The following is a 22,410-nucleotide window of genomic DNA, read 5'->3' on the forward strand; positions in this document are numbered from 1 at the left end:
GTTCGCCTACTTGAGCGGCGTGCCGCCCGAGTTGCGGTAGGCGATCGTCTTGTTGATCAGGTTTCCGCCGTCGGTCTCGGGCGTGGTCTGTTCCGTCCAGCCGGCGCCGAACAGGATGCCGCCGACGTGTGCGTTCGCCACCTGGTCCAGGTGGGAGAAGAACCAGTCGACCTTGTCGTCCTTGTAGTGGTTGGGCGTGTTGTTCTGCGCCATGTTGCCCAGGGGGACCTGCCACAGGACCACCGGCTTGCCCACGGACTCGGCCATCGTCTTGTAGAAGCCGAGCGCGGCAAAGCCCTTCTGGTCGTTCCAGAAGGTGTCACGGCTGCCGTGGGCGGGCAGCGCGTACCAGCCGGCGTCGCGGTCCGTCACGTCGGTGACCAGGAAGTCGGCGCCCGATGCCCCGAGGTCCGCGTAGTCCTTGACGCACTGCGGGGTGTTCTGCTGCCAGTCGAAGCAGGACAGGTGCATTCCCACGCCGGCGTTCGGCGCGTACTTGTGCCCCATCGCGATCAGGCACTGGGCCAGGCCGGAGGCGCTGTTCTCCTGCGAGCCGCAGTCCGTGGGGTTCGCGGCCTTGACCTGTGCGGCGACCTGGTGCGGGTTGCCGAGCGAGCGGACGTAGCCCCAGAAGTCGGGTTCCAGGTCGATCATGTCGTGCGAGGTGCCGATCTTCTGGAGGAAGAAGCGGTAGTCGTTCAGGTAGCGGGTGAGCAGGTCGGCCCTGTTGATGGCCTGGACCTCGCCCGGACCGTCGCCCTGGCCCGCCGCGTCGCCGAGGTCGCGCAGCGAGTACCAGGTCCAGAGCTGCTTCTGCGGGCGCGACTTGCCCTGGTAGGTCGCATGAGCCGCATTGGCGTCCTTGTAGGTCACGTACGTGCCGGGCGCCGTGGTGCTGCCGGTCCAGCAGCCCCACCAGCCCGACCACCCGTCCTGGCAGCGGGCCGCCGTGTAGTAGTCCGAGGAGGGCGCGGGCTGGCTGTGCACGTAGGCGTACTGCACGTCGAACGGCGCGGCGCTCGCCGAGGCGTCGGACATCGAGCCGCCGATGAGCACCGTGTTGCTGCCCATGAAGCTCTTCGCCGAGTTGTTGCCGCCGCCCGGCGCCGGCGGCGCCGACGTCGGGTGGTCACCGCTCGGGGCCTGGCTCGTCGGAGCGCTGCCGCCCGGCGTGGCAGGTTTGGTGGGCGTGGCGCTGCTGCCGGAGCCCCCCGTGTTCCCGGTGCCGCTGGTACTGCCGGCCGGGACGAGCTGCCACTGCTGGTTGGCGCCGTTCCAGTCGTGGTACTGGGCGATCTGGCCCCCGTCCGTCTTGGAGCCGAGCGGGACCTCGACGGCCTTGCCGTTGAAGCGGTTGATCAGACGCACGTAGCCGTCCGACGACTTCTCCAGGTGGAACTGCTGGTTGGCGCCGTTCAGGTCACTCCACTGCCTCACCTGGGAGCCTTCGGTCTTCGACCAGCCGTAGTCGTCCAGCACCTTGCCGGAGTACCGGTTCTGCAGCCGGTAGTTCCCGTCACCCGCGTCGATGAACTTCCACTGCTGGTTCGCCCCGCCGGTGCGGCTCCACTGCACCACCGAAGCGCCGTCGTACGCGCCGTAGCCGTAGTCGTCCAGCACCTGGCCGGTGCCGCGGTTGACCAGCAGGTACCAGGGGCTCGTGTCCACGGCCACAGTGCCCGCCGAGGCCGTGTTGACCACGGCCACGGATGCGCCCACGACCGCCAGGCCGACAGTCGCCCAGAAACCCCGGCGCTGGTACAGCCGACGGGCGCGATGCGACGGACGGGCTCCGCGCCCGTGGCCGCCCGCCCGTGCGACGCCACTGACGACGTGGGGTTGGCGAGGGACGTCTCTGTGCTCTCGTTCAAGGGACACGTCTGTGCTCTCTTTCAGCCGTCGCATCTGACCGAACCACTTGGCCGGACACCACTGAGTGACCGCGGAGGACGAAAAGGTTGCCGCGAAGAGCCACAGATTTTTACGCTTGCCCGCTTTTCACGCTTGCCCGCCTTCCGTCCGCCGCGGAGCACCGACGGGCGCTTCCTGCCGGACCGGTACATCGTCGGCACCTGCCCGCACAGCGGCTACGGCCAGGCCCTGCGACCATGGCCCGACCGGCGTCCGACGCCTCCGCCGCCTACAGCAACGCGTAGACGGCGGAGGCGTCGTCGTGGGTCTTGCCGCGCGGCCAGCGTTCGCAGCCGGCGTCCGCCCGCTCCACCTCGCGGACCTGGGCGATCAGCTCGCCCGGACCGGACTCGGCGAGCAGCCGCAGCACGTCACCCCAACTGCCCAGCCCGAAGCGCTCGGTGTAGCGCGAGGCGCCGTCGGTCAGGGCGGCCAGCGCGTGCAACCGGTCCAGCGGGACGAAACCGGTCTCGGCGTGCTCGGCCGCCCGCGGGTTGGCGGCGGCGATCCACGGGCCGGTGCCGCGGTTGCGGGCGGCGCGCACCGCCAGCGCGTACTCGAGGTGCAGCGCGGCCCGCTCGGCCGAGCCGGGGACGGTCGCCCAGACCTGGCGGCGCAGCCCCTCCCCGCCTGGGAAGCGCTGGTTGTCCCCGATCACCTTGGGCGGCCCGTCCTTGTACTCCAGCACCAGCAACGAGTCGCCGAGCACCAGGTACTCCAGCGACTTCCCGTGCCGCCGGGCCGCGACCACCATCGCCGCGGGCGTGTTGGCGTGGCCGAGGTCGCAGCGGCCGCCGTGCAGCGCGGCCGTCTCCACGATGGCGTCGGCCAGGCACTCGGCGATCGAACGGTCCGCCCGGTCGGTGAGCCGGGCGAGCAGGTGCACCCCCAACCGGCGGACGTACCAGGCCGTTCCGTGCCGGCACCCGGACTCCAGGCCGGCCGGCGAGCTGGCGCCGTCCAGCAGGACCAGTGCCTCCGGCGAGGCCGCCACGAAGTCCTCGCTCTCGCGGTCGGGCCGCCGCGCTTCCCCTGCGAGCTGTAGCTGCATCCCGACAGTGTGGCCGCCGCCCCCGGCCCGCGCCCAGACCCGTGCGCCGGTGTGCCGCCGGCCGGGGCCCGGTGTCCGGTGGCAGCGCGGTCGATTCGGCCATACCGTCGGATAGCGACTGGACGATTCGGCCAATCAGGACCGGCCAGGTTCGGGATCACCTTCGGGTGTCCGAGCGGCCCGGTGCTGACGAGGAGCGGATGATGACGACGTTCTGGCAGTTCATCGTGGTGCTCGGCGCCTCGCTCGGTTTTCCGACCGCCGCGCTGCTGTTCCTGATCGGCGGACCGCGCTTCCAGGACGAGCGGCGCGACCGGCAGCCCGGGCCTTCCGGCGACCGGTAGTTTCGGGTCTTCCGGCTCGGGCCCGGCGCACGCCCCCGGGTTCAGGCCCCCGGGTTCAGGCCTTCCAGGCCGGGTCCCGGCCGAGCAGCGCCAGGGCGCGGTCGAACCGGCCGGCGCCGCCGGCGGGTTCGAGGCCCGGACGGAAGGCCCGCCCTGGCGCCCGGGCCTCCGGCGTGTCCGGGACGGCCTCGGTCACCGCCAGCAGCGCGGTGGCCAGGGCGTCGTCGCCCTCCACCACGGCGACCAGCCGGTCCGTGCCGCCGAGCGCGGCGGCGACGTCCCACGCGTGCACCAGGGCGTCCACCAGGTGGAAACCGACCGCCTGGGCGAGCGGGAAGGGCCCGCCGTCGCGGACCTCGGGCAGCCAGAGCGCCCGGCCGGTGACGGCCGCCTCGCGGAAGGCCGCAGTGAGTTCGGCGCCGGTGCGGCGGAAGTCCTCCGCCGGGTCCGCGCCGAGCGGGGCGTCCGCGAACAGCGCCAGGTCCGGCCCGGCGCCGCGGGCGGCCGCGGCGAAACCCTGGTGCTGGCCGACGCAGTGCTCCAGCAGCCGGCGCAGCGTCCACCCGGCGCACGGGGTGGGCCGGTCCAGCTGGTCCGGCCGGACCCCGTCCACCACCTCGACGGCCAGTCCCATGGCCTGTGCGTGCAGTTCGACGAGCTTCATGCGGCAGTGCCCCCAGTCCCGCGGAAACGAATCCGATCACCTGATCAACGACGGCCGGTTCCCCGACGACCCTGCGGTGGCCGAGCCCCCGGGGCACCACCAGGCCCAACTGCTCGCCTGACCGATAGGGCAGCTAGGTGTACTGACCACGGAGGTTGGTGACAGGGCTCACGGCGTGGTGATCTTGAAATGAGTGAGGGCCTTCTGGCTCGGTGTGGATTGCGACATCTGCACCTCAGCCAGAAAGGCCCTCATGCCACACCGTAACGCACCGCTGACCGAGACCGGACGCCTGCGCCTGGCCCGCTGCGTGGTCGACGACGGCTGGCCGTTGCGGCGGGCCGCCGAGCGCTTCCAGGTCTCACCCACCACGGCCAAGCGCTGGGCGGACCGCTACCGGGCGCTGGGCGAGGCCGGTATGAGCGACCTCTCCAGCCGCCCGCACCGCAGCCCCCGGCGGACCCCGTCGCGCACCGAGCGGCGGATCATCAAGGTCCGCGTCCTGCGCCGCTGGGGCCCGGCCCGCATCGCCTACCTGCTGCGGCTCAACCCAGCGACCGTGCACCGCGTGCTGACCCGCTACCGGCTCGCCCGCCTGGCCCATCTGGACCGCGCGACCGCCCGCCCGGTGCGGCGCTACGAACGCGCCGCACCGGGCGAGTTGGTCCACGTCGACATCAAGAAGCTCGGCAACATCCCCGACGGCGGCGGCCACAAGGTCCTGGGCCGTGAGGCCGGCCGCAAGACCCGTTCCGGCGCGGGCTACAGCTACCTCCACAACGCCGTGGACGACCACTCCCGCCTGGCCTACAGCGAGATCCTGCCCGACGAGCGCAAGGAGACCGCCACCGCCTTCTGGGCCCGGGCAAGCGAGTTCTTCGCCCGGGCCGGGATCACCGTCCAGCGCGTGCTGACCGACAACGGCTCCTGCTACCGCTCCCGGACCTGGCGCGATGCCCTCGCGGCCGAAGGCATCACGCACAAGCGAACCCGGCCCTACCGGCCCCAGACCAACGGCAAGGTCGAACGCTTCAACCGCACCCTGCTCGACGAATGGGCCTACGCCAGGCCCTACCGCACCGAACAGGAACGCCGCGACGCCTACCCCGCCTGGCTCCACACCTACAATCACCACCGCGGACACACAGCACTCGCAGGCAAGCCACCCGCCAGCCGCGTCCCCAACCTCACGAGTCAGAACAGCTAGGGCACATCCGGGCCCGACACCCGCTCCAGCACGGCCGCTTGGGCCAGCAGCCGCTCGTCCCCGCCCGCCGCGCCGACCACCTGGAGACCGAGCGGCAGCCCGTCCGGGGTGCGCCCGGCCGGCAGGCTCAGCGCGGGCAGGCCGAGGTAGCTCCAGGGCAGCGACATCACCGCGTCCCCGGTGCTGTGCAGCCCCTCCGGCGCCCCGCCCGGCGCGGACGGCGCCAGCCAAAGGTCCACCCCGGCCGCGGCCGCCGCCCCGGCCACCCACTCGCCCAGCCGCTCCCGGAACCCCAGCGCGGCCGCGCGGTCCTCCGCCGCGACCCCCTGCCCGGCCCGGATGCTCGCCACCGTCTCCGGCCGGTACAGACCGCCGAACCGGGCGAACCAGTCGGCGTGACTGCGGGCCAGCTCGAACCGGTTGACGGTCTGCAACTGCCGGGTGACCTCGGCGAAGTCGGGGAACAGCGGCACCCTGCGCACCGTCAGCCCGGCCCGCTCGAACCGTACGAGCCGCTCCTCGAAGGCGCGCAGCGCGAGCGGTTCGGCCCGCTCCAGGTACGGTCCTTCCGGCACCCCGAGCACCGGTTCCGGGTCGGCCCCCGTATCCACGCCCTCGCCCACGCCCCGCCAGTCGTCGCAGAGCAGCGAGGCCGCCAGCACCGCACCCGCCAGGTCGGCGGTGAACACCCCCAGGGTGTCCAAGCTCGGTGCGTTCGGGATCACCCCCGAGACCGGGATCCGCCCGTACGTCGGCCGGAAGCCCACCACCCCGCAGTACGCGGCCGGCCGGATCACCGAACCGACCGTCTGGGTGCCGATCGCGAGCGGCACCAGCCCCGCCGCGACCGCCGCCGCCGAACCGCTGCTGGAACCGCCCGGGGTGTGCCCCGGATGGTGCGGATTGCGGGTCGGGCCCGGGGCGCTCGCCGCGAACTCGGCGGTCACCGTCTTGCCCCCGACCAGCGCCCCCGCCGCCAGCAACCGGTCCACCACCACGGCCTGCGGCCCCGCCAGCACGCCCGGCGGCAGGGCGGAGCCGGCGTGCGTGGGCAGCCCGTCCACGTGCACGATGTCCTTGACCCCCACCGCCACCCCGTACAGCGGCGGCCGCCCGGTCGGCTCCGGGTACCGCACGGCCAACTCCCTTGCCCGCGCCCGCAGTCGGTCGTGCCGCCCGGGTTCCGCCACGAAGGCGTGGAGCAGCGGATCCACCCGCTCGACCCGCGCACAGAAACGGTCGACGTGCTCGGACAGACCGGGCGCACCGGCCCGCAGTGCGGCCGCCTCGCGGATCAACGACCGTGGCTGGACGAGAGGTTCCTCCATATCGAGCACGGTAGCGCCCGGCTGCTCACTGGTGCTCGGCCGACAGGTACGGCGTCTCGCGCAGGAAGTAGGCCCCACAGGTGTGGCAGCACAGCTCCGGGGTCTTCCCCCAGTCCACCGTCTCCCGCACGGGTGCCCCCGGATCGAGCTCCCGGCCGCACATCGCCACGCTCTGCGTGCCCCGGACCATGTGCCACAACCGCACCCCGCCGGCCTCCCCACCGGCGCCGTACTCGGCTCGCATCTGGTGCATCATGCACCCCATCGTCCGGCCACCCCGCGCCCCCGGCAACCGGGGCCGCCGCACCGCGGACCCGCTCCCCTCTCGAAATCTGACCATCACACCCCCCGTAGGGTATGCGTGCGTACCGGCGCCAGCGGCCTTCCCGAAGCCCCAAGTCGCCCGAAATCAACCACATTTCACCCGAAGATGGAGCTTTTAGCGTGCGCTCTTCCCGCTTTATCGCCGCCTCCACCCTGGTGGCGCTCGCCCTCGGCGCCACGGTCGGCGCGGCCACCGCCGGTGCCGTCGGGATCACCGGCTCCCCGATCCCCACCGGCACCGCGACCGCCGCCCCGAGCGCCCCCACGACCGCCGCCCCAAGCACCACCGCAACCGCGCCTGGCACCCCGGCCCCCACCGCGCCCACCATCAAGCCGATACCGAAGCCGACCATCGACAACCGGTGCCACGGCGGCGTCTACCAGAGCTCCCTGCTCAAGGTCACCGGCACCGGCCTGTACGGGACCACCCTGATCAAGGGCGGCCCGGCCGCCGAAGTCACCCTGACCTGGGAGAACAATAGTGGCGTCGACCTGCCCGTCGTCCACAACTCCTTCTACGTCACCGACGAGTTCGACTTCGACGGTGGCCGCCCGGTCCATTGGAACACCGGGTTCCTTGACGTCCAGCTGAACACCGGTGACGGCTGGAAGCCCGGGCAGCTCAACGACCGGATCTTCCGGGTGCCTGACTTCAAGCTGGCCAAGGGCGAGAAACTCACCTACAAGGTCCGGATCGCCGCCACCGCCAAGGCCCCGGCCGGTCGCTACGGCGCGAACTACGAAGCCGCCTCGGACGCCTTCGACAACGACAAGGTCCCCACCCCGGCCAACAACCAGCCGCAGGCCTGCACGCAGTTCCTCGCCGACTACCTGGGCGAGTTCCACGTCGCCGAGGCCGGTGGCGCCACCACCCCCGCCGCCGTCCCCGCCGCCGCGGTCTCCGCTTCCCCGTCAGCGGGCCCGCACCTGGCCGAGACCGGTGCCTCCTCCGACACCCTGCCGATCGCCCTCGGCGGCGCGGTGGTGCTGGCGGTCGGCGCCGGCACCCTGTTCGTCCTGCGCCGCCGCAAGGCGGGCACGCACGGCTGACCTTCCGCCAGATGAACCGAGGGGCGCGGACAACCGTTCGGGCCCCTCGGTGGTCTTCCCCCGGAGAGCGAACCCCGACCCCACCGCTGGAGCCCACCGATGCGTCCCGCCCGCCTTCCCGCCGCCTGCACCCTGCTCGTGCTCACCATCGGTCCGGTCGCCCTCGCCACGGTCCCCGCACTCGCCGCCGACACCCCGGCCACCACGCCCGCCGCGCCCACCGGGACGCCGTCCGCCACGCCCGCCGCGCCCACCGGGACGCCGTCCGCCACGCCCGCCGCGCCCACCGGGACGCCGTCCGCCACGCTGGCCACCCCCGCCGAGACCCCCTCGGCCACCCCGACGGCCGCCTCCCCCTCCTCCCCGGCCTCCCCTTCCTCCGCCACCTCCAGCGACTGCCCGGAAGGCACGACCGCCGATCCGATCCCGGTCACCAGCAGCAGCGACGCCCCGGGCGAACTCGCCGTCACCTTCGCCAACCCCAGCACCACGACGGTCAAGCAGCTCGCCACCACCGTCGCCCTCGCCGACGCCGACGGCGGCAGCCTCCCGCTCGAGCTGCGCGCGGGAGCCGGCCTCTGGAAGCCCCTCACCGTCACCGGCACCGCCGTCAACACCGGCAGCTACCAGCTCGCCCAGGGCCAGAAGCTCACCCTCCAGGTGCGACTCGCCGCCGGAGCCCCGCACGGCGACCACCGCCTCACCTTCACCGCCAAGTCCGAGGTCCTCCCGAGCGGCTCCGCACCGGCGAAGAAGTACACCTGCCCCCAGCTCACCGCCACCTACACGGCCCCCCTCACCCCCACCAACCACACCCCGGCCCCCACCCGCCTCGCCGACACCGGCGCCGGCACCGCCTCCCGCCCCCTCGCCATCGCCGGCGCCACCGCCCTCCTCCTCGGCACCACCCTCCTCTTCCTCACCCGCCGCCGCCCCACCACCGACTGACCCCACCCACACCCGGGCGTCAGCAGGCGCTCCTCCCGGCGCAACCGGTCACCCGTCCACCGTCGCCGCGCCGCGCCGCGCGGACTCAGCCCGCTTCAACCGGTCGCCCACAACGACCTCCCACCACAGCGAGGCGCCCCCCGCCCTACGAAGCCGCGCGCGGCCTGCCACCCGAGGATCTCGTCGAAGCCGACGATCGCCCCCCGGAGGGGGTGGTTGCGGAGCCGGAGGTGGTCGGTGAGGGCGTGGATGAGAAAGAGAACCCCGGCCGGATCCGGCGGTGAGGTCCGGGAGGGTGTCGAGATCGACCGGGCGGGGAGTCGGCGCCGGGGGGCGGGGCCGGCAGCACGGCCTAACCCCTACGACGCCGCCCGCAGCAGCGCGCCGTCCTGCCACTTGAGGATCTTGTCGAAGCTGACGATCGCCCCCCGGAGGGGGTGGTTGCGGAGCTGGACGTGGTCGGTGAGGGCGTGGATGAGGAAGAGGCCCCGGCCGGATTCGGCGGTGAGGTCGGGGAGGGTGTCGAGGTCGACCGGGCGGAGGGTGGGGGCCGGGGGGCGGCGGGGGAGGACGTGGGTGTCGTACGGGTGGCCGTCGCGGCGCGGGCGGTGGCCGGTGAGGACGCGGGCCGGGACGGTGACGCGGCCGCGGCGGGAGCGGCGGGGCGCGTGGCCGACCGGGGCTGGGGTGGCCCGGCGGCGGGCGGCGGGCTGGGCGCTGGGGGCGGGCAGGCCGGGACCGGAGTCGGTGACCTCGATCCGCAGGCGGTCGCCGTTGATCGAGGCGGTGACCTGGAAGCCGTCGTCGGGCCGGCCGGTGGCGCCGTGTTCGACGGCGTTGGCGCAGGCCTCGGTGAGGGCGACGCCGAGGTCGTCGGCGATCTGCGGGTCGACGCCCGCGGTCGCCATGGCACCGAGCAGGATGCGCCGGGCCAGCGGGACGCTGGCCGGGTCGCGCTTGAGGTGCAGAGTCCACCAGATGTCCACGGGAGGTCCCTCCTGGCTGCGGCTCCACATACAACTAGGTATCTCCGGGCGAATCGGCGGCGAACCGTGCCCGGGGGCGGCTACCGCCCGTTCGGCGGATGGACTGGGGACGGGGTCTGTGCCGAAGGGCGCACGGGGTGGGGTGCACGCCGCCGCCGAACGGGGCATTCATAGGGATTTCCCACCCGGCCCGTGTCCGTGGTGTGCGCGATGAGATGATGGCCCGGCCATGACTGCCCTCCCCGCCGCCCCGTTCCAGGGCGCCCCTGTACCGGCTCGGCCGGTGGGGGCCGCCGCCTGGGATCTGCGGCTTGCCCGGGCGGTCCCGTTCGCGCTGGTCTGCACGCTGATCGCGGCCGCCGGGCACGCCCTGGCCGGTGGCGGGAACGTGCCGCCGACCGCGCTGGCGGCGGGTTTCGCCGCGCTGCTGGTGCTCGCGGTGGCGTGCGGTGGGCGGGAGCGTTCGCTGGCGGCCATCGCCGGGGCGCTCGGCGCGGGGCAGCTCGGACTGCACTGCCTGTTCCACGGTCTCGGCGACCACGGCTCGATGTCCATGTCGCAGGCGGCCGACCGGCTGATCTGCAACGAGGCCCGTCCGGGCACGCTGATCGGCCTGCCCGGCAACACCTCCCCGGAGCAGCTGGTCTCCTCGGCGGGCCTGGATCCGCACGCGTACGCCGCCGCGCCGTGGTGGCAGGGCGGCGTGCTGGGGATGACGCCGTCGATGCTGGCCGGGCACCTGGCCGCCGCACTGGTGGCGGGCTGGTGGCTGCGGCGCGGCGAGGCGGCGCTGTGGCGGCTGGTGCGGATGGCCGCGTCGGCGGCCCGGGAGCACTGGGCGGCGCCGCTGCGGTCGGCGCTGGTACTGGTGGCCGCGCTGCTGCGCGGTCTGTTCGGCGTGGCCGGTCCGGCCCGCCGGTTCGGTGCGGGTGGCGGCGGTGGCCGGCTGCCGGCGAGTGCGGTGCTGCGGCACAGCGTGGTGCGGCGCGGTCCGCCGTGCGGGGCCTTCGCGTACTGATCCGGCGCCCCGCCGTACCCGACGAGTGGTACCGGTCGAGCCGGTGAGGTGCGCGGTGTCCGGGCCGTTCCCGTCCGCCCACGGCGACGGCGGCCCCCGGTTCTGCCCTCACACGTCCGCACGTGCGGCGCCGCCGAGGCACGGTTCCCCCGTCGCCCGGTCCGGTCGGCCGCCGAGCTCCGATCGGAGACCCACCATCATGCGTTCCCTTCCCGCCCGCCGTACCGCCGCCGTCGTCCTGACCGCCGCCGCCTCCGTGGTGGCACTGGCCGGCCCGGCCTTCGCGCACGTCACCGTGAACCCGGGCACGGCCGCCCAGGGCGGTTACGCGACCGTCAACTTCCAGGTGCCGGACGAGAGCGACACGGCGAGCACGGTGAAGCTGGAGGTCAACCTGCCGATGGACCACCCGCTGGCCTCGGTGCGGACCCTGCCGATGCCGGGCTGGACGGCGACCGTCGAGAAGTCCAAGCTCGACAAGCCGATCAAGGTGCACGGCAGCGACGTCAACGAGGCCGTCTCCAAGATCACCTGGACGGCTGACGCCGGCACCAAGATCGCCCCCGGCCAGTTCGGCGAGTTCCGGCTGTCGCTCGGCCCGCTGCCGTCGGACGCCGACAGCATGGTCTTCAAGGCGTTGCAGACCTACGACAACGGCGACGTCGTCCGCTGGATCGACGAGGCCCAGGCCGGCCAGCCCGAGCCGGCCCACCCGGCGCCGACCCTGAAGCTCACCAAGGCCGCCTCCGGTGACGGCCACGGCGTCACCGCCTCCGCCTCGCCGACCGCCGACGCCCACGGCGGCAGCTCCGACCACGCCGCCGCCTCCGACGGCGACGCCAAGTCCAGCGACACCACCGCCCGCACCCTCGGCGTGGTCGGCATCGTGGTCGGCGTGATCGGCACCGCCGTCGGCGTGCTCGGCCTGCGCCGCAAGAGCGGCGGCTCCGCCTCCTGACCCCCGCACCGGCGGGGCCGTACCCGTACCCGTGACCGGTACGGCCCCGCCGGTGGTCCCCCCGCGCCCGATCGGATCCACCATGCCCCGCACCACCCGCACCACCCGCCTGGCCGGCGCGGCCGCCCTCGCCCTGGCCGCCGCGCTCACCCTCTCGGCCTGCGGCTCCTCCGGCGGCGGCTCGACCGCCGCCGCCAAGGTCACCCAGCAGAAGGACGACAGTCCGTACCAGGGCACCAAGCTGGCCAAGAACTTCGAGAAGCCCGACCTCCAGCTGACCGACACCTCCGGCCAGCCGTACGACCTGCGGCAGCAGACCAACGGCAAGGCCACCCTGCTGTTCTTCGGCTACACCAGCTGCCCGGACGTCTGCCCGACCACCATGGGCGACATCGGCGTCGCGATGAAGGCGCTGTCCCCGGAGGACCGGAAGAAGATCAACGTCGTCTTCGTCTCCACCGACCCGCAGCGCGACACCCCCAAGGTGCTGCGCACCTGGCTGGACTCGATGGGCACCGACTTCGTAGGCCTCACCGGCGACCTCGCGAAGGTGAAGACCGCCGCCAGGTCGCTCGGCATCATGATCGAGGACCCGGTGGTCAACCCGGACGGCACCGTCACCTCGACCCACGGCGCCCAGGTACTGGCCTTCCTCCCCTCGGACGACAAGGCCCACGTGCTCTACATGAGCGGCACCGAGGAGAAGACCTACGAGCACGACCTGCCGCTGCTCGCCAAGGGGGTCGCGGCGTGACGACGGCGGTGAACCGACGTTTCCGCCGCTCGGCCCTGGCCGGCGCGGTGCTGGCGACGGTCCTCGGCGGCGGGGCGATACTCGCCGCCTGCGGGACCGGCGGCGACGGCGGCAGCGGCGACAGGGCCGCCGCCGGGCCGGCGAAGCTGAGCGTGGCGGACCCCTACATCCCGCTGCCCCCGGCCGGCGGGATGGGTGCCGGCTACCTGACCGTCCGCAACGACGGCGGGCCGGACGAGCTGGTCAAGGTGAGCAGCCCGGAGGCCGGGTCGGTCACCATGCACCGCTCGACCGCGTCGACCATGGAGCAGGTGGACAGCCTGGACGTGCCCGCGCACGGCACGCTGCGGCTCGCCCGCGGCGGCACCCACCTGATGATCATGGATTGGCAGAAGGCCCCCGCCCTGGGCGACGAGCTGGAGCTCGACCTGACCTTCGCCAAGTCCGGCACCATCTCCGTCAAGGTGCCGGTCAAGGAGCTCACCTACCGTCCAGGCCAGAGTTAGGGGACCCGCCAGCATGGAGAAGGCCGCCCACCGCCGCATTGCCTCCCGCAGCCGCATCGCCTCCCACCGCCGGGCCGTCGGACTGCTCGGGATGCTCGGCGCGCTGCTCGCGCTGATGCTCGCCGGCGCCGGCCCGGCCTCCGCGCACGCCACCCTGAACTCCACCGACCCGGCGCAGAACTCGGTGGTCGCCACCGCCCCGCAGGCGGTCACCCTGACCTTCAGCGAGACGGTCTCGCTGTCCAGCGACTCGGTCCGGGTGCTCGACCCGCGCGGCAAGCCGGTGGACACCGGCAACCCGACCCACGCCGACGGCAAGGGCGACACCGCCCGGGTCGGGCTGAACAGCGGGCTCGCCAATGGCACGTACACCGTCGCCTGGCGGGCCGTCTCGGAGGACTCGCACCCGGTCGGCGGAGCGTTCACCTTCTCCATCGGCGCGCGCTCGGACACCTCGGTGTCGGCCAGCGCGCTGCAGGGCGCCAAGGCGGACACCCTGGTCGCCGCCCTCTACGGGACCGGGCGCACCGTCGCCTACGCGGCCTTCGCGCTGCTCGCCGGGGTCGCCGCCTTCGTGCTGATCTGCTGGCCGGCCGGCGCCGCCCGGCGGCCGGTGCAGCGGCTGCTGATGACCGGCTGGACGGCGCTGCTGGCCTCGACCGTCGCGGTGCTGATGCTGCGCGGCCCGTACGAGCGCGGCACCGGCATCGGGCAGGCCCTCGACCTGTCGCTGGTGCGCACCAGTCTGGACGAGCGGATCGGCACCGCGCTGGCCGCCCGGCTGCTGCTGCTCGCCGCGGCCGGGATCTTCCTGTCGCTGCTGGTCGGCCAGCTGGGGCAGCCGCCGGCCCCGCCGGTCGCCGCGGCGACCGGCGGGGCCGGCGAGGCGGAAACCGCCGCGGCCGGAGCCGACGGGGCCGACGCCGCCGAGGCCGCCGAGCTGCGCGAGCTGGAGCAGCGGGCCGCCGAGCGGCCGCAGCGTGAGGCCCGGCTCGGCCTGGGCGTGGCCGGGCTGGTGCTGGCGGTGGCGTTCTCGGCGACCTGGGTGGGCGCCGACCACGCCTCGGTGGGCATCCAGGTCGGGCTGGCGCTGCCGTTCGGCATCCTGCACCTGATCGCGATGGCGCTCTGGCTGGGCGGCCTGGCCGCGTTGTCCGTCGCGCTGCGCGAGGGCGTCGGCGCCGAGGTGGTGGACCGTTTCTCCAAGATCGCCTTCGGTTCGGTGGCCGTGCTGGCCGCCACCGGGATCTACCAGTCCTGGCGGGGTCTGGGCAGCTGGGGCGCACTGACCGGCACCGAGTACGGGAAGCTGCTGCTGGTGAAGACCGGCTGCGTGGTCGTGATGCTGGGCGTCGCCTGGATGTCCCGCAGCTGGCTGGCCCGGCTGCGCTCGGCCCCCGCCGAGGCGGCCGAGGTCGAGCGGGCCGAGGTGCCCGAGCCGGTCGGCGCCGCGGCGCGCAGCGAGGACCCGGTCCGGCAGGCGCAGCTGGACCGTCAGCGGGCGGCCGTGGCGAGCGCCGGGCGTGAGCGCGGGCTGACCCCGACCCGGGCCGGGCTGCGCCGCTCGGTGCTGGTCGAGGCGCTGGTCGCGGTGGCGGTGCTGGTGGTCACCACGATGCTCACCAACTCCCCGCCCGGGCGGGTGGCGAGCGAGGTCCAGACGGGCGGGGCCACGGCGGGCACCGCCGCACCGGCCCCGCAGACCGAGCCGGGCCGCACGGTGGAGCTCAAGCTGCCGTACGACACCAAGGGCCGGACGCCGAACGCCAAGGGCACCGCGACCGTCACCCTCAACCCGGCCAGGAGCGGCCCGAACGAGGTCAAGCTCGCGCTGGACGACGCGGACGGCAAGCCGGTGGACGTCCCCGAGGTGCAGCTCGCCTTCACCCTGCCGGACCGCGACCTGGGCCCGCTGCCGGTCGCGCTCACCCCGGAGGGCACCGGCCGCTGGGGCGGCACCGCGCAGCTGCCGCTGGCCGGCAGCTGGGTGGTCTCGGTGCAGATCCGCTCCTCCGACATCGACCAGACCACCCCGACCCAGCAGTTCAAGATCGGGTGAGCGCGGTGCACGACGAGAAGAAGGGCTCGGCGGGCTTCACCCGGCGGGCGCTGCTCGGCACGGCCGGAGCCGGGCTGCTGGTCGGCGCCGGAGCGGGGGTGGCCGGGGCGGTCGCCTACGAGCGCCCGGCCGAGGGCTCGGCGACGGGCGGCGGCGGCGCGCTCGGCACCGGCCGGGTGCCGTTCCGCGGCGAGCACCAGGCCGGGATCCTCGACCCCCAGCAGGCCGGCGTCCGGCTGGCCGCCTTCGACCTGGCCGACGGGGCCGGCCGGGACGGGCTGCGCACCCTGCTGCAGCGCTGGACCAAGGCGGTGGACCGGCTGACCGCCGGGGAGCCGGCCGAGGAGTTCGACAACCAGGTCGCGCTGGACGCCGGGCCCTGCTCGCTCACCGTCACGCTCGGCTTCGGCGCCGCGCTGTTCGACAAGGCCGGGCTGGCCGACCGCCGCCCGGCGGCCCTCGAACCGCTGCCCGCCTTCCCCGGCGAGGCGCTCGACCCGGCGCGCGGCGAGGGCGACCTGTTCGTCCAGATCGGCGCCGACGACGCGCTGGTGGTGGCGCACGCCCTGCGGACGCTGCAGAAGCTGGCGGCCGGCACGGCGGCGCTGCGCTGGCAGTCGGCCGGCTTCGCCCGGACCCCGGGCGCGACCGCGCGACCGATGACCGGACGCAACCTGATGGGCCAGATCGACGGCACCAACAACCCGAAGCCGGGTCAGGACGGCTTCGCCGCCAAGGTGTTCTGCACCCCCGGCGGGGACCAGCCGGCCTGGCTGGCCGGGGGCTCGTACCTGGTGTTCCGGCGGATCCGGATGCTGCTGGACCACTGGGAGGAGCTGCCGGTGGAGCGCCAGGAGCGGGTGCTCGGGCGGCGCAAGTCGGACGGCTCGCCGCTGAGCGCGCCGGCCGGGTCGGGCGAGGGCACCGCGGCGGACCTCTCCGTGCAGGGCCCGGACGGCGGGCCGGCGATCCCCTCCGACGCCCACATCCGGGTCGCCGCCCCGGCCGGCAACGGCGGGGCGGCGATGCTGCGGCGCGGCTTCTCGTACCACGACGGGGCGCTGCCGGACGGCTCGCCGGACGCCGGGCTGCTGTTCCTCGCCTTCCAGGCCGACCCGCGCAAGGGCTTCACCCCGGTGCAGCGCAAGCTCTCCCGGGGCGACGGGCTGTCCCGGTTCCTGCGGCACGAGGCGAGCGGGCTGTACGCCGTCCCGCCGGGGGCGCCGGCCGGAGGGTACCTCGGTCAGCAGCTGCTGGAGGGGTAGGGCCTGGCTCCTGGGTTTCGTCGGACCCGGCAAGGACCCGGGAGCCAGGCCCTCAGTTCGGGGAACTGCGGTCCCGGCCACTGGAACGCTTTCCTGCCGGGACCGCGGAATCGTTATGGTGACTGCTTCGGCACCACCCGCCCAGGCAGCACCCCATTCGCAACGGAGGCGTCATGTCGGCCACCCGCTACACCTACCTCGGCCCGGCCGGCACCTTCACCGAGGCGGCGCTGCACACGCTGCCCGAGGCGGCGACCCGGGAGCTGGTGCCGCTGTCCTCGGTGGCGCTGGCGTTGGACGCGGTGCGCGGCGGGGAGGCCGCCGGGGCGTTCGTGCCGATCGAGAACTCGGTCGAGGGCGCGGTCACCGCGACCAACGACGAACTGGCCGCCGGCGCGCCGCTGATGATCTACCGCGAGGTGCTGCTGCCGATCACCTTCGCGCTGCTGGTGCGGCCGGGCACCGAGCTGTCCGGGGTGAAGACGGTGACCAGCCACCCGGTGGCCCAGCCGCAGGTGCGCAAGTGGCTGGCGGCCAACCTGCCGGACGCCACCTGGGAGTCGGCCGCCTCCAACGCGGACGGCGCCCGGCTGGTCGCCGAGGGCCGGTACGACGGGGCGTTCGCGGGCGAGTTCGCGGCGCCGATCTACGGGCTGGACCCGCTGGTCAAGGAGATCGCGGACGCGCAGGGCGCGACCACCCGGTTCGTGCTGGTCGGCCGTCCGGGGCGGGTCTCCTCGCCGACCGGGGCGGACAAGACCTCGATGGTGGTCTGGCTGCCGGACGACCACCCGGGTGCGCTGCTGGAGCTGCTGCAGGAGTTCGCGGTGCGCGGGGTGAACCTGGTGCGGATCGAGTCCCGGCCGACCGGGGAGGGGCTGGGCAGCTACTGCTTCCTGATCGACTGCGAGGGGCACCTGTCCGAGCGGCGGGTGGCCGAGGCGATGATGGGCCTCAAGCGGATCTGCCCGCAGGTGCGGTTCCTCGGTTCCTATCCGCGCGCCGACCGGCAGGCCTCCAAGCACCGGCGGCCGGGGACCTCGGACGAGGATTTCGCGGCGGCGGCGGACTGGCTCTCCCGGGCGCTCGACGGGCGCGGGGACATCTGAGCGCCTTCTCCCGTCTTTCTGACCTTTTCCGACCGTTATCGACCGGGCCGATCAGGTGCGGCGGGTGACCGCACCGTCATCCACAGGAACGCCCGACTCCGGGAGCCGCTGTCCACAGGCTTCCCCGTCGTCCACTCGCTGTCCACAGCCGGAAGTTATCCACAGGCCTGGGGATGAGTCGACAAACCGGTATAGCCATTGCACAGAACTGGTCGGATCATCGGTTTGCGTCACAGAGATGACTAATCGGACCAGAGTCACCCGCTTGCCTGCAAATCACCTGCGCGAGTGGTTCAATTCCCTCGCCCGAGAAGGTTCATTGAGGTTTGAAGCCTCAATTCCCTGGTTTCGGTCAGCGGACGCCGATCCTCCTCCACCATCCACAGCCCCGGCCCCACGCCTGTGGATAACCCGCCCCCGGTCCGGGTGCGGCGCGTTCCCCACAGGAGTTATCCACAGGATTCGGTGAGTTATCCCCAGGGGAAAACCGGTACCGGTGGAGGAACGCCCGCCCGGTACGCTTGGCCCTGTGATTGACCTTCGCCTGCTCCGTGAGGACCCTGACCGAGTGCGCGCCTCGCAGCGCGTCCGTGGCGAGGACGTCGACGTGGTCGACGCCCTCCTCTCCGCCGACGAGCGGCGCCGGTCCTCGGGCAGCCGCTTCGACGAACTGCGCAACGAGCAGCGGGTGCTCGGCAAGCAGGTCGCCCAGGCCAAGGGCGAGGAGAAGACCGCCCTGCTGCAGCGCACCAAGGACCTGGCCGCCGAGGTCAAGGCCGCGGACGCCGAGCACAGCGCGGCCAAGGAGGAGGCGGACCGCCTGCTCCGCTCCCTGGCGAACCTCATCGACCCGGCCGCCCCGGTCGGCGGCGAGGAGGACTTCGTCACCCTGGAGGAGATCGGCACCCCGCGCGACTTCGCCGCCGAGGGCTTCGAGCCCCGCGACCACGTCGAGCTCGGCCAGCTGCTGGGCGCGATCGACACCGAGCGCGGCGCCAAGGTCGCCGGTGCCCGCTCCTACTACCTGACCGGTCCCGGCGCGCTGCTGGAGCTCGCCCTGGTCAACATGGCGATCGCCCAGGCCACCGCGGCCGGCTTCATCCCGATGATCACCCCGGCCCTGGTCCGCCCGGCCGCCATGGACGGCACCGGCTTCCTCGGCCAGGCCGCCGAGAACGTGTACCACCTCCCCGAGGAGGACCGGTACCTGGTCGGCACCAGCGAGGTCCCGCTCGCGGCGTACCACATGGACGAGATCATCGAGGCCGACAAGCTGCCGCTGCGCTACGCCGGCTACTCGTCCTGCTTCCGCCGCGAGGCCGGCACCTACGGCAAGGACACCCGCGGCATCATCCGCGTCCACCAGTTCGAGAAGGTGGAGATGTTCGTCTTCACCAGGCCCGAGGACGCGGAGAACGAGCACCGCCGCCTGCTCCAGTGGGAGAAGGACTTCCTCAACGCGCTGGAGCTGCCGTACCGGGTGATCGACGTCGCCTCCGGCGACCTCGGCTCCTCGGCCGCGCGCAAGTTCGACATCGAGGCCTGGATCCCCACCCAGGGCAAGTACCGCGAGGTCACCTCGACCTCCAACACCACCGAGTACCAGGCCCGCCGGCTGTCGATCCGGATGCGCGAGGAGGGCAAGACCCGCCCGCTCGCCACCCTGAACGGCACCCTGGTCGCCGTCCCGCGCACCATCGTGGCGATCCTGGAGAACCACCAGCAGGCCGACGGCTCGGTCGTCGTGCCCGAGGCGCTGCGCCCCTACCTCGGCGGGCGGGCCGTCCTCGAGCCGGTCAAGTGACCTCGGACGCACACCCGATCGGTGGCGACCTGCCCTACCGGCTGGTCGCCACCGACCTCGACGGCACGCTGCTGACCAGCGCGGAGACCGTCTCCGAGCGCACCCGCGCCGCTCTGGCCACGGCCACCGGCGCGGGCGCGCTGCACATCGTGGTGACCGGCCGCTCGGCCGTCTGGGCCCGCCCGGTCTTCGACGCGATCGGCTACACCGGGATAGCGGTCTGCGGCCAGGGCGCCCAGGTCTACGACGCCGGCGCGCACAAACTGCTCACCTCGCTCACCCTGGACCGCCGGCTCGCCGCGCTCGCGATCGAGAAGATCGAGGCCGAGACCGGCCCGCTGGCCATCGCCTCCAACCAGGACGGCCTGGACGGTCAGGTGCTGGCCGGGCCCGGCTACGAACTGCTGATCGGCTCCGAGCTCCCGGTCGTCCGGGTCGAGCGCGGCGAACTATTCGCCTCCCCGCTCGCCAAGCTCTACATCCAGCACCCCGGCCTGACCGACGACGCCCTCGCCGAGGCCGCCCGGCATGCCGTCGGCGACCTGGTCGGCGTGGTGATGGCCGGGGCCGGCGTGGTCGAACTGCTGCCGCTGGGCCTGTCCAAGGCCACCGGCCTGGCCGTCGCCGCCCGCCGGCTGGGAGTGCGCGCCGCCGACACCATCGCCTTCGGCGACATGCCCAACGACGTCCCGATGTTCGGGTGGGCGGCGTACAGCGTCGCCATGGCCAACGCCCACGAGGAACTGCTCGCCGTCGCCGACGAGATCACCGCGAGCAACGACGAGGACGGCGTGGCCGTCGTCCTGGAACGGCTGTTCCCGGGGCGGTAGAACCGGCGGTCCGCCTGTCAGTGCCCTATTCCGTCTCACACGGTTCCCCGTGCCCCTCCGGGGCGCGGGGTTCTCCGTCATGGGGAGAACCAGGTGCACCGGCGCCGGGCGGGAGGAGTTGTAGGATGACCGGGCAAGTGGTTGTAGGATGACCCATGACCGATGAGTGGTGTGCGAAGGGAGGCCCGGCATGAGCGGCGACGGCAACGGCCTGCAGGCGGCCGGGCGGCGATCCCTGGTGGACACCACGATCGACCAGCTGCGCGAGCAGCTGGCCGGCGGCGCCTGGCCGGTGGGGTCGCAGATCCCCACCGAGCACGAGTTGGCCGAGCGGCTGCAGGTCGGGCGGAACACCGTGCGGGAGGCGATCCGGGTGCTGGTGCACGCCGGAATGCTGGTCTCCCGGCAGGGCGAGGGCACCTTCGTACGGTCCACCAGCGACCCGGCGGCGGTGCTGCGCGGCGTCCAGCGCTCGGGCATCCGGGACGTCCTGGAGGTCCGCGCCGCGCTGGAGACCGAGGGCGCCCGACTGGCCGCGCTGCGGCACACCCCCGAGGACATCCGGCGGATGCGGGCCGCGCTGGCCCGGGAGGCCGAGGTCTTCGCGACCCACCCCGAGCGGGCGAGCCGCGAGGCCACCGTCGAGCACGACCTGGAGTTCCACACCGCCGTCGTCGAGGCCGCGCACAACCCGGCGCTGGCCGAGGTGTACCGCTACTTCGGCGCCTCCGTGCGCGAGGCGATGACCTCGGCGTTCGGCGACCACGAGATGCCCGAGGCGGTCGTGGCCACCCACGAGGCGCTGGTCGACGCGATCGAGAGCGGTGACCCGGACCGCGCCGAGGCGGCGTGTCGCGCGCTGCTCGCCGAGCCCACCGCGGCCGTCGAGCAGCTGCTCGCGGCCATCGCGGCCCGGAAGTAGGACGGCGAGAGCCGCACTTCCGTCCGTCCCGCGGCCGGCGTCCTCCTCCGTCGTCCGCGTCTCCCCTGATTCACGAAAGAACAGCACACCCATGGCCGTCACCCGTGCCCAGCAGCCGGTTGTCACCACTCCCGCCCCGCTCCCGGTCCGCGCTCGGCTGGCCCACCCCGTCCTGCTGCTGACCGGCATCGTGCTGGTCGCGCTGAACATGCGCGCCTGCCTGGCCGCGATCTCCCCGATGGTCGGCGAGATCCAGCGGACCTTCGGCCTGTCCGCCACCGCGAGCGGACTGATCACCACCGTCCCGGTGCTGTTCCAGGGCGTCGGCGCCCCGCTCACCCCCCGACTGACCCGCCGGTTCGGCGCCGAGCGCGTCGTGCTGGGCGCGGTGCTGGTGCTGGGCGCGGGCGTGCTGCTGCGGGTGCTGCCCTCGGTGTTCGCGCTGTACGCGGGCTGCATGGTGATCGGCGTGGCCATCGCGGTGCTGAACGTGTCGATGCCGGGCCTGGTCAAGCGGGAGTTCCCGGACCGGGCGGCGACCATGACCGGCGTCTACTCGACCACCATGCTGGTCGGCGCGACCCTCGCCGCCGGCACGTCCGTCCCGCTGGAGCACGCACTCGGCGGCGGCTGGCGGGCCTCGCTCGGCGCCTGGTCGCTGCTCGCCCTGGTCGCGGCGGTGGCCTGGCTGCCGCAGGTGCTGCGCTCCCGGCAGGAGAAGGCCGCCGTCGCTGCGGCCGCCCAGCCCGGCAAGCCGATCGAGGGCATCTGGAAGTCCCCGCTGGCCTGGCAGATCAGCCTGTTCATGGGCATCTCGTCGCTGCTGGTCTACACCCTGGTCGCCTGGATGCCGACCATCCTGGCCGACCACGGCATGGACCGCGGCCAGGCCGGCCTGGTCTTCGCCTTCTCCAACCTGGTGCAGGTGGCCGGTGCCTTCCTGGTGCCGCTGATGGCCGGCCGGATGACCAACCAGCGCGCGCTGGCGGTCACCATGGCCGCCCTGAACGGCCTCGGCATCGCGCTGCTGCTGGTCGCGCCGGTCTCCGGCGCCTGGGTGTCGGCGGCCATCCTCGGCGTGGCCCAGGGCGGTTCGCTGGGCCTGGGCCTGGCGTTCATCGTGCTGCGCACCGGCACCGCGGCCGGTGCCGCCCAGCTGGGCGGGATGTCCCAGGCGATCGGCTACCTGGTCGCCGCGGCCGGGCCGGTCGGCGCCGGTGCGCTGCACCAGCTCACCGGCGGCTGGGACGCCACCCTGGCGCTGATGCTGGTGCTGGTCGTGGTGGTCGGCGCGGCGGGCTTCGGCGCGGGGCGCGACCGGACGCTCTGACGGGCCCTGCTCCTCGGCCGCGAGGGTCAGCCCGGCGAGCCT

21 protein-coding genes are annotated in these 22,410 nt (G+C 73.6%); 15 read left to right on the forward strand and 6 right to left on the reverse strand.

Annotation, left to right across the window (positions count from 1 at the left end; translation table 11 throughout):
- Positions 1-6 precede the first annotated feature (6 nt).
- Together O1G21_RS18985 and O1G21_RS18990 are read right to left on the reverse strand one after the other, a co-directional pair.
- Complete coding sequence (locus tag O1G21_RS18985; protein WP_270145409.1) at positions 7-1,719, reverse strand: RICIN domain-containing protein; 1,713 nt, start codon at positions 1,717-1,719, stop codon at positions 7-9.
- Between the two features lie 421 nt (positions 1,720-2,140).
- Positions 2,141-2,962, reverse strand: a complete 822-nt coding sequence (locus O1G21_RS18990; protein WP_270145411.1) for a protein phosphatase 2C domain-containing protein — start codon at positions 2,960-2,962, stop codon at positions 2,141-2,143.
- Positions 2,963-3,129: 167 nt separating this feature from the next.
- On the opposite strand from O1G21_RS18990, the gene O1G21_RS18995 reads away from it, so the two are divergent.
- Positions 3,130-3,306 carry a hypothetical protein gene (locus tag O1G21_RS18995; protein ID WP_270145413.1) on the forward strand — a complete coding sequence of 59 codons (177 nt, stop codon included), beginning with the start codon at positions 3,130-3,132 and terminating at the stop codon, positions 3,304-3,306.
- 55 nt (positions 3,307-3,361) lie between these two features.
- Here O1G21_RS18995 and O1G21_RS19000 read toward each other — a convergent pair whose 3' ends face one another.
- Entirely contained in the window at positions 3,362-3,970 is a 609-nt protein-coding gene (locus tag O1G21_RS19000) for a TIGR03086 family metal-binding protein (RefSeq protein WP_270145415.1), read from the reverse strand.
- 253 nt (positions 3,971-4,223) lie between these two features.
- Between O1G21_RS19000 and O1G21_RS19005 the strand changes: the two genes are divergently transcribed.
- Positions 4,224-5,177, forward strand: coding sequence for an IS481 family transposase (locus O1G21_RS19005; RefSeq protein WP_270145416.1), 954 nt, complete (start codon positions 4,224-4,226; stop codon positions 5,175-5,177).
- On the opposite strand, the gene O1G21_RS19010 is transcribed toward O1G21_RS19005, so the two are convergent.
- Together O1G21_RS19010 and O1G21_RS19015 are read right to left on the reverse strand one after the other, a co-directional pair.
- A complete protein-coding gene (locus O1G21_RS19010; RefSeq protein ID WP_270145418.1) occupies positions 5,174-6,505 on the reverse strand; it encodes an amidase in 1,332 nt (443 codons plus the stop codon). The two genes, O1G21_RS19005 and O1G21_RS19010, sit on opposite strands and share 4 nt — an antisense overlap.
- Before the next feature lie 25 nt (positions 6,506-6,530).
- A complete protein-coding gene (locus tag O1G21_RS19015) occupies positions 6,531-6,761 on the reverse strand; it encodes a hypothetical protein (protein ID WP_270145420.1) in 231 nt (76 codons plus the stop codon).
- A 188-nt stretch (positions 6,762-6,949) separates the two neighbouring features.
- On the opposite strand from O1G21_RS19015, the gene O1G21_RS19020 reads away from it, so the two are divergent.
- Positions 6,950-7,879, forward strand: a complete 930-nt coding sequence (locus O1G21_RS19020) for an LAETG motif-containing sortase-dependent surface protein (protein WP_270145422.1) — start codon at positions 6,950-6,952, stop codon at positions 7,877-7,879.
- A 99-nt stretch (positions 7,880-7,978) separates the two neighbouring features.
- Positions 7,979-8,827 carry an LPXTG cell wall anchor domain-containing protein gene (locus O1G21_RS19025; protein WP_270145424.1) on the forward strand — a complete coding sequence of 283 codons (849 nt, stop codon included), beginning with the start codon at positions 7,979-7,981 and terminating at the stop codon, positions 8,825-8,827.
- A 359-nt stretch (positions 8,828-9,186) separates the two neighbouring features.
- Here O1G21_RS19025 and O1G21_RS19030 read toward each other — a convergent pair whose 3' ends face one another.
- Positions 9,187-9,813 (reverse strand): ATP-binding protein, encoded by a 627-nt coding sequence (locus tag O1G21_RS19030; protein ID WP_270145426.1) that lies wholly within the window; start codon positions 9,811-9,813, stop codon positions 9,187-9,189.
- 229 nt (positions 9,814-10,042) lie between these two features.
- Between O1G21_RS19030 and O1G21_RS19035 the strand changes: the two genes are divergently transcribed.
- The 11 genes from O1G21_RS19035 (at position 10,043) to O1G21_RS19085 (ending at position 22,368) form a co-directional block, all read left to right on the forward strand.
- Positions 10,043-10,831 (forward strand): hypothetical protein, encoded by a 789-nt coding sequence (locus O1G21_RS19035; RefSeq protein ID WP_270145428.1) that lies wholly within the window; start codon positions 10,043-10,045, stop codon positions 10,829-10,831.
- A 199-nt stretch (positions 10,832-11,030) separates the two neighbouring features.
- Complete coding sequence (locus O1G21_RS19040) at positions 11,031-11,789, forward strand: YcnI family copper-binding membrane protein (protein ID WP_270145430.1); 759 nt, start codon at positions 11,031-11,033, stop codon at positions 11,787-11,789.
- An 82-nt stretch (positions 11,790-11,871) separates the two neighbouring features.
- Entirely contained in the window at positions 11,872-12,543 is a 672-nt protein-coding gene (locus tag O1G21_RS19045; protein WP_270145432.1) for an SCO family protein, read from the forward strand.
- Positions 12,540-13,049 carry a copper chaperone PCu(A)C gene (locus O1G21_RS19050; protein ID WP_270145434.1) on the forward strand — a complete coding sequence of 170 codons (510 nt, stop codon included), beginning with the start codon at positions 12,540-12,542 and terminating at the stop codon, positions 13,047-13,049. The genes O1G21_RS19045 and O1G21_RS19050 overlap by 4 nt, the downstream gene beginning before the upstream one ends.
- A gap of 13 nt (positions 13,050-13,062) precedes the next feature.
- Positions 13,063-15,108 (forward strand): copper resistance CopC/CopD family protein, encoded by a 2,046-nt coding sequence (locus tag O1G21_RS19055; RefSeq protein WP_270145436.1) that lies wholly within the window; start codon positions 13,063-13,065, stop codon positions 15,106-15,108.
- Positions 15,105-16,373 carry an iron uptake transporter deferrochelatase/peroxidase subunit gene (efeB, locus tag O1G21_RS19060; protein ID WP_405000672.1) on the forward strand — a complete coding sequence of 423 codons (1,269 nt, stop codon included), beginning with the start codon at positions 15,105-15,107 and terminating at the stop codon, positions 16,371-16,373. The genes O1G21_RS19055 and efeB overlap by 4 nt, the downstream gene beginning before the upstream one ends.
- Positions 16,374-16,546: 173 nt before the next feature.
- Positions 16,547-17,482 carry a prephenate dehydratase gene (pheA, locus tag O1G21_RS19065; RefSeq protein WP_270145440.1) on the forward strand — a complete coding sequence of 312 codons (936 nt, stop codon included), beginning with the start codon at positions 16,547-16,549 and terminating at the stop codon, positions 17,480-17,482.
- A gap of 529 nt (positions 17,483-18,011) precedes the next feature.
- Positions 18,012-19,286 (forward strand): serine--tRNA ligase, encoded by a 1,275-nt coding sequence (gene serS, locus O1G21_RS19070; RefSeq protein ID WP_270145442.1) that lies wholly within the window; start codon positions 18,012-18,014, stop codon positions 19,284-19,286.
- Positions 19,283-20,116, forward strand: a complete 834-nt coding sequence (locus O1G21_RS19075; RefSeq protein WP_270145444.1) for an HAD family hydrolase — start codon at positions 19,283-19,285, stop codon at positions 20,114-20,116. Before serS ends, O1G21_RS19075 begins: the two co-directional genes overlap by 4 nt.
- Before the next feature lie 190 nt (positions 20,117-20,306).
- Complete coding sequence (locus tag O1G21_RS19080) at positions 20,307-21,038, forward strand: FadR/GntR family transcriptional regulator (protein ID WP_270145446.1); 732 nt, start codon at positions 20,307-20,309, stop codon at positions 21,036-21,038.
- 91 nt (positions 21,039-21,129) lie between these two features.
- Positions 21,130-22,368 (forward strand): CynX/NimT family MFS transporter, encoded by a 1,239-nt coding sequence (locus O1G21_RS19085; protein WP_270145447.1) that lies wholly within the window; start codon positions 21,130-21,132, stop codon positions 22,366-22,368.
- The last annotated feature ends 42 nt before the right edge of the window (positions 22,369-22,410 follow it).

The organism is Kitasatospora cathayae (assembly GCF_027627435.1).
GTDB lineage: Bacteria > Actinomycetota > Actinomycetes > Streptomycetales > Streptomycetaceae > Kitasatospora > Kitasatospora cathayae.

What these genes read in the sequence shown, in the direction of transcription:
- O1G21_RS18990 (WP_270145411.1), bottom strand. Translation starts at nt 2,962, where the DNA reads ATGCAGCTACAGCTCGCAGGGGAAGCGCGGCGGCCCGACCGCGAGAGC.
- O1G21_RS19000 (WP_270145415.1), bottom strand. Translation starts at nt 3,970, where the DNA reads ATGAAGCTCGTCGAACTGCACGCACAGGCCATGGGACTGGCCGTCGAG.
- O1G21_RS19005 (WP_270145416.1), top strand. Translation starts at nt 4,224, where the DNA reads ATGCCACACCGTAACGCACCGCTGACCGAGACCGGACGCCTGCGCCTG.
- O1G21_RS19010 (WP_270145418.1), bottom strand. Translation starts at nt 6,505, where the DNA reads ATGGAGGAACCTCTCGTCCAGCCACGGTCGTTGATCCGCGAGGCGGCC.
- O1G21_RS19015 (WP_270145420.1), bottom strand. Translation starts at nt 6,761, where the DNA reads ATGATGCACCAGATGCGAGCCGAGTACGGCGCCGGTGGGGAGGCCGGC.
- O1G21_RS19025 (WP_270145424.1), top strand. Translation starts at nt 7,979, where the DNA reads ATGCGTCCCGCCCGCCTTCCCGCCGCCTGCACCCTGCTCGTGCTCACC.
- O1G21_RS19035 (WP_270145428.1), top strand. Translation starts at nt 10,043, where the DNA reads ATGACTGCCCTCCCCGCCGCCCCGTTCCAGGGCGCCCCTGTACCGGCT.
- O1G21_RS19040 (WP_270145430.1), top strand. Translation starts at nt 11,031, where the DNA reads ATGCGTTCCCTTCCCGCCCGCCGTACCGCCGCCGTCGTCCTGACCGCC.
- O1G21_RS19045 (WP_270145432.1), top strand. Translation starts at nt 11,872, where the DNA reads ATGCCCCGCACCACCCGCACCACCCGCCTGGCCGGCGCGGCCGCCCTC.
- O1G21_RS19055 (WP_270145436.1), top strand. Translation starts at nt 13,063, where the DNA reads ATGGAGAAGGCCGCCCACCGCCGCATTGCCTCCCGCAGCCGCATCGCC.
- pheA (WP_270145440.1), top strand. Translation starts at nt 16,547, where the DNA reads ATGTCGGCCACCCGCTACACCTACCTCGGCCCGGCCGGCACCTTCACC.
- O1G21_RS19080 (WP_270145446.1), top strand. Translation starts at nt 20,307, where the DNA reads ATGAGCGGCGACGGCAACGGCCTGCAGGCGGCCGGGCGGCGATCCCTG.
- O1G21_RS19085 (WP_270145447.1), top strand. Translation starts at nt 21,130, where the DNA reads ATGGCCGTCACCCGTGCCCAGCAGCCGGTTGTCACCACTCCCGCCCCG.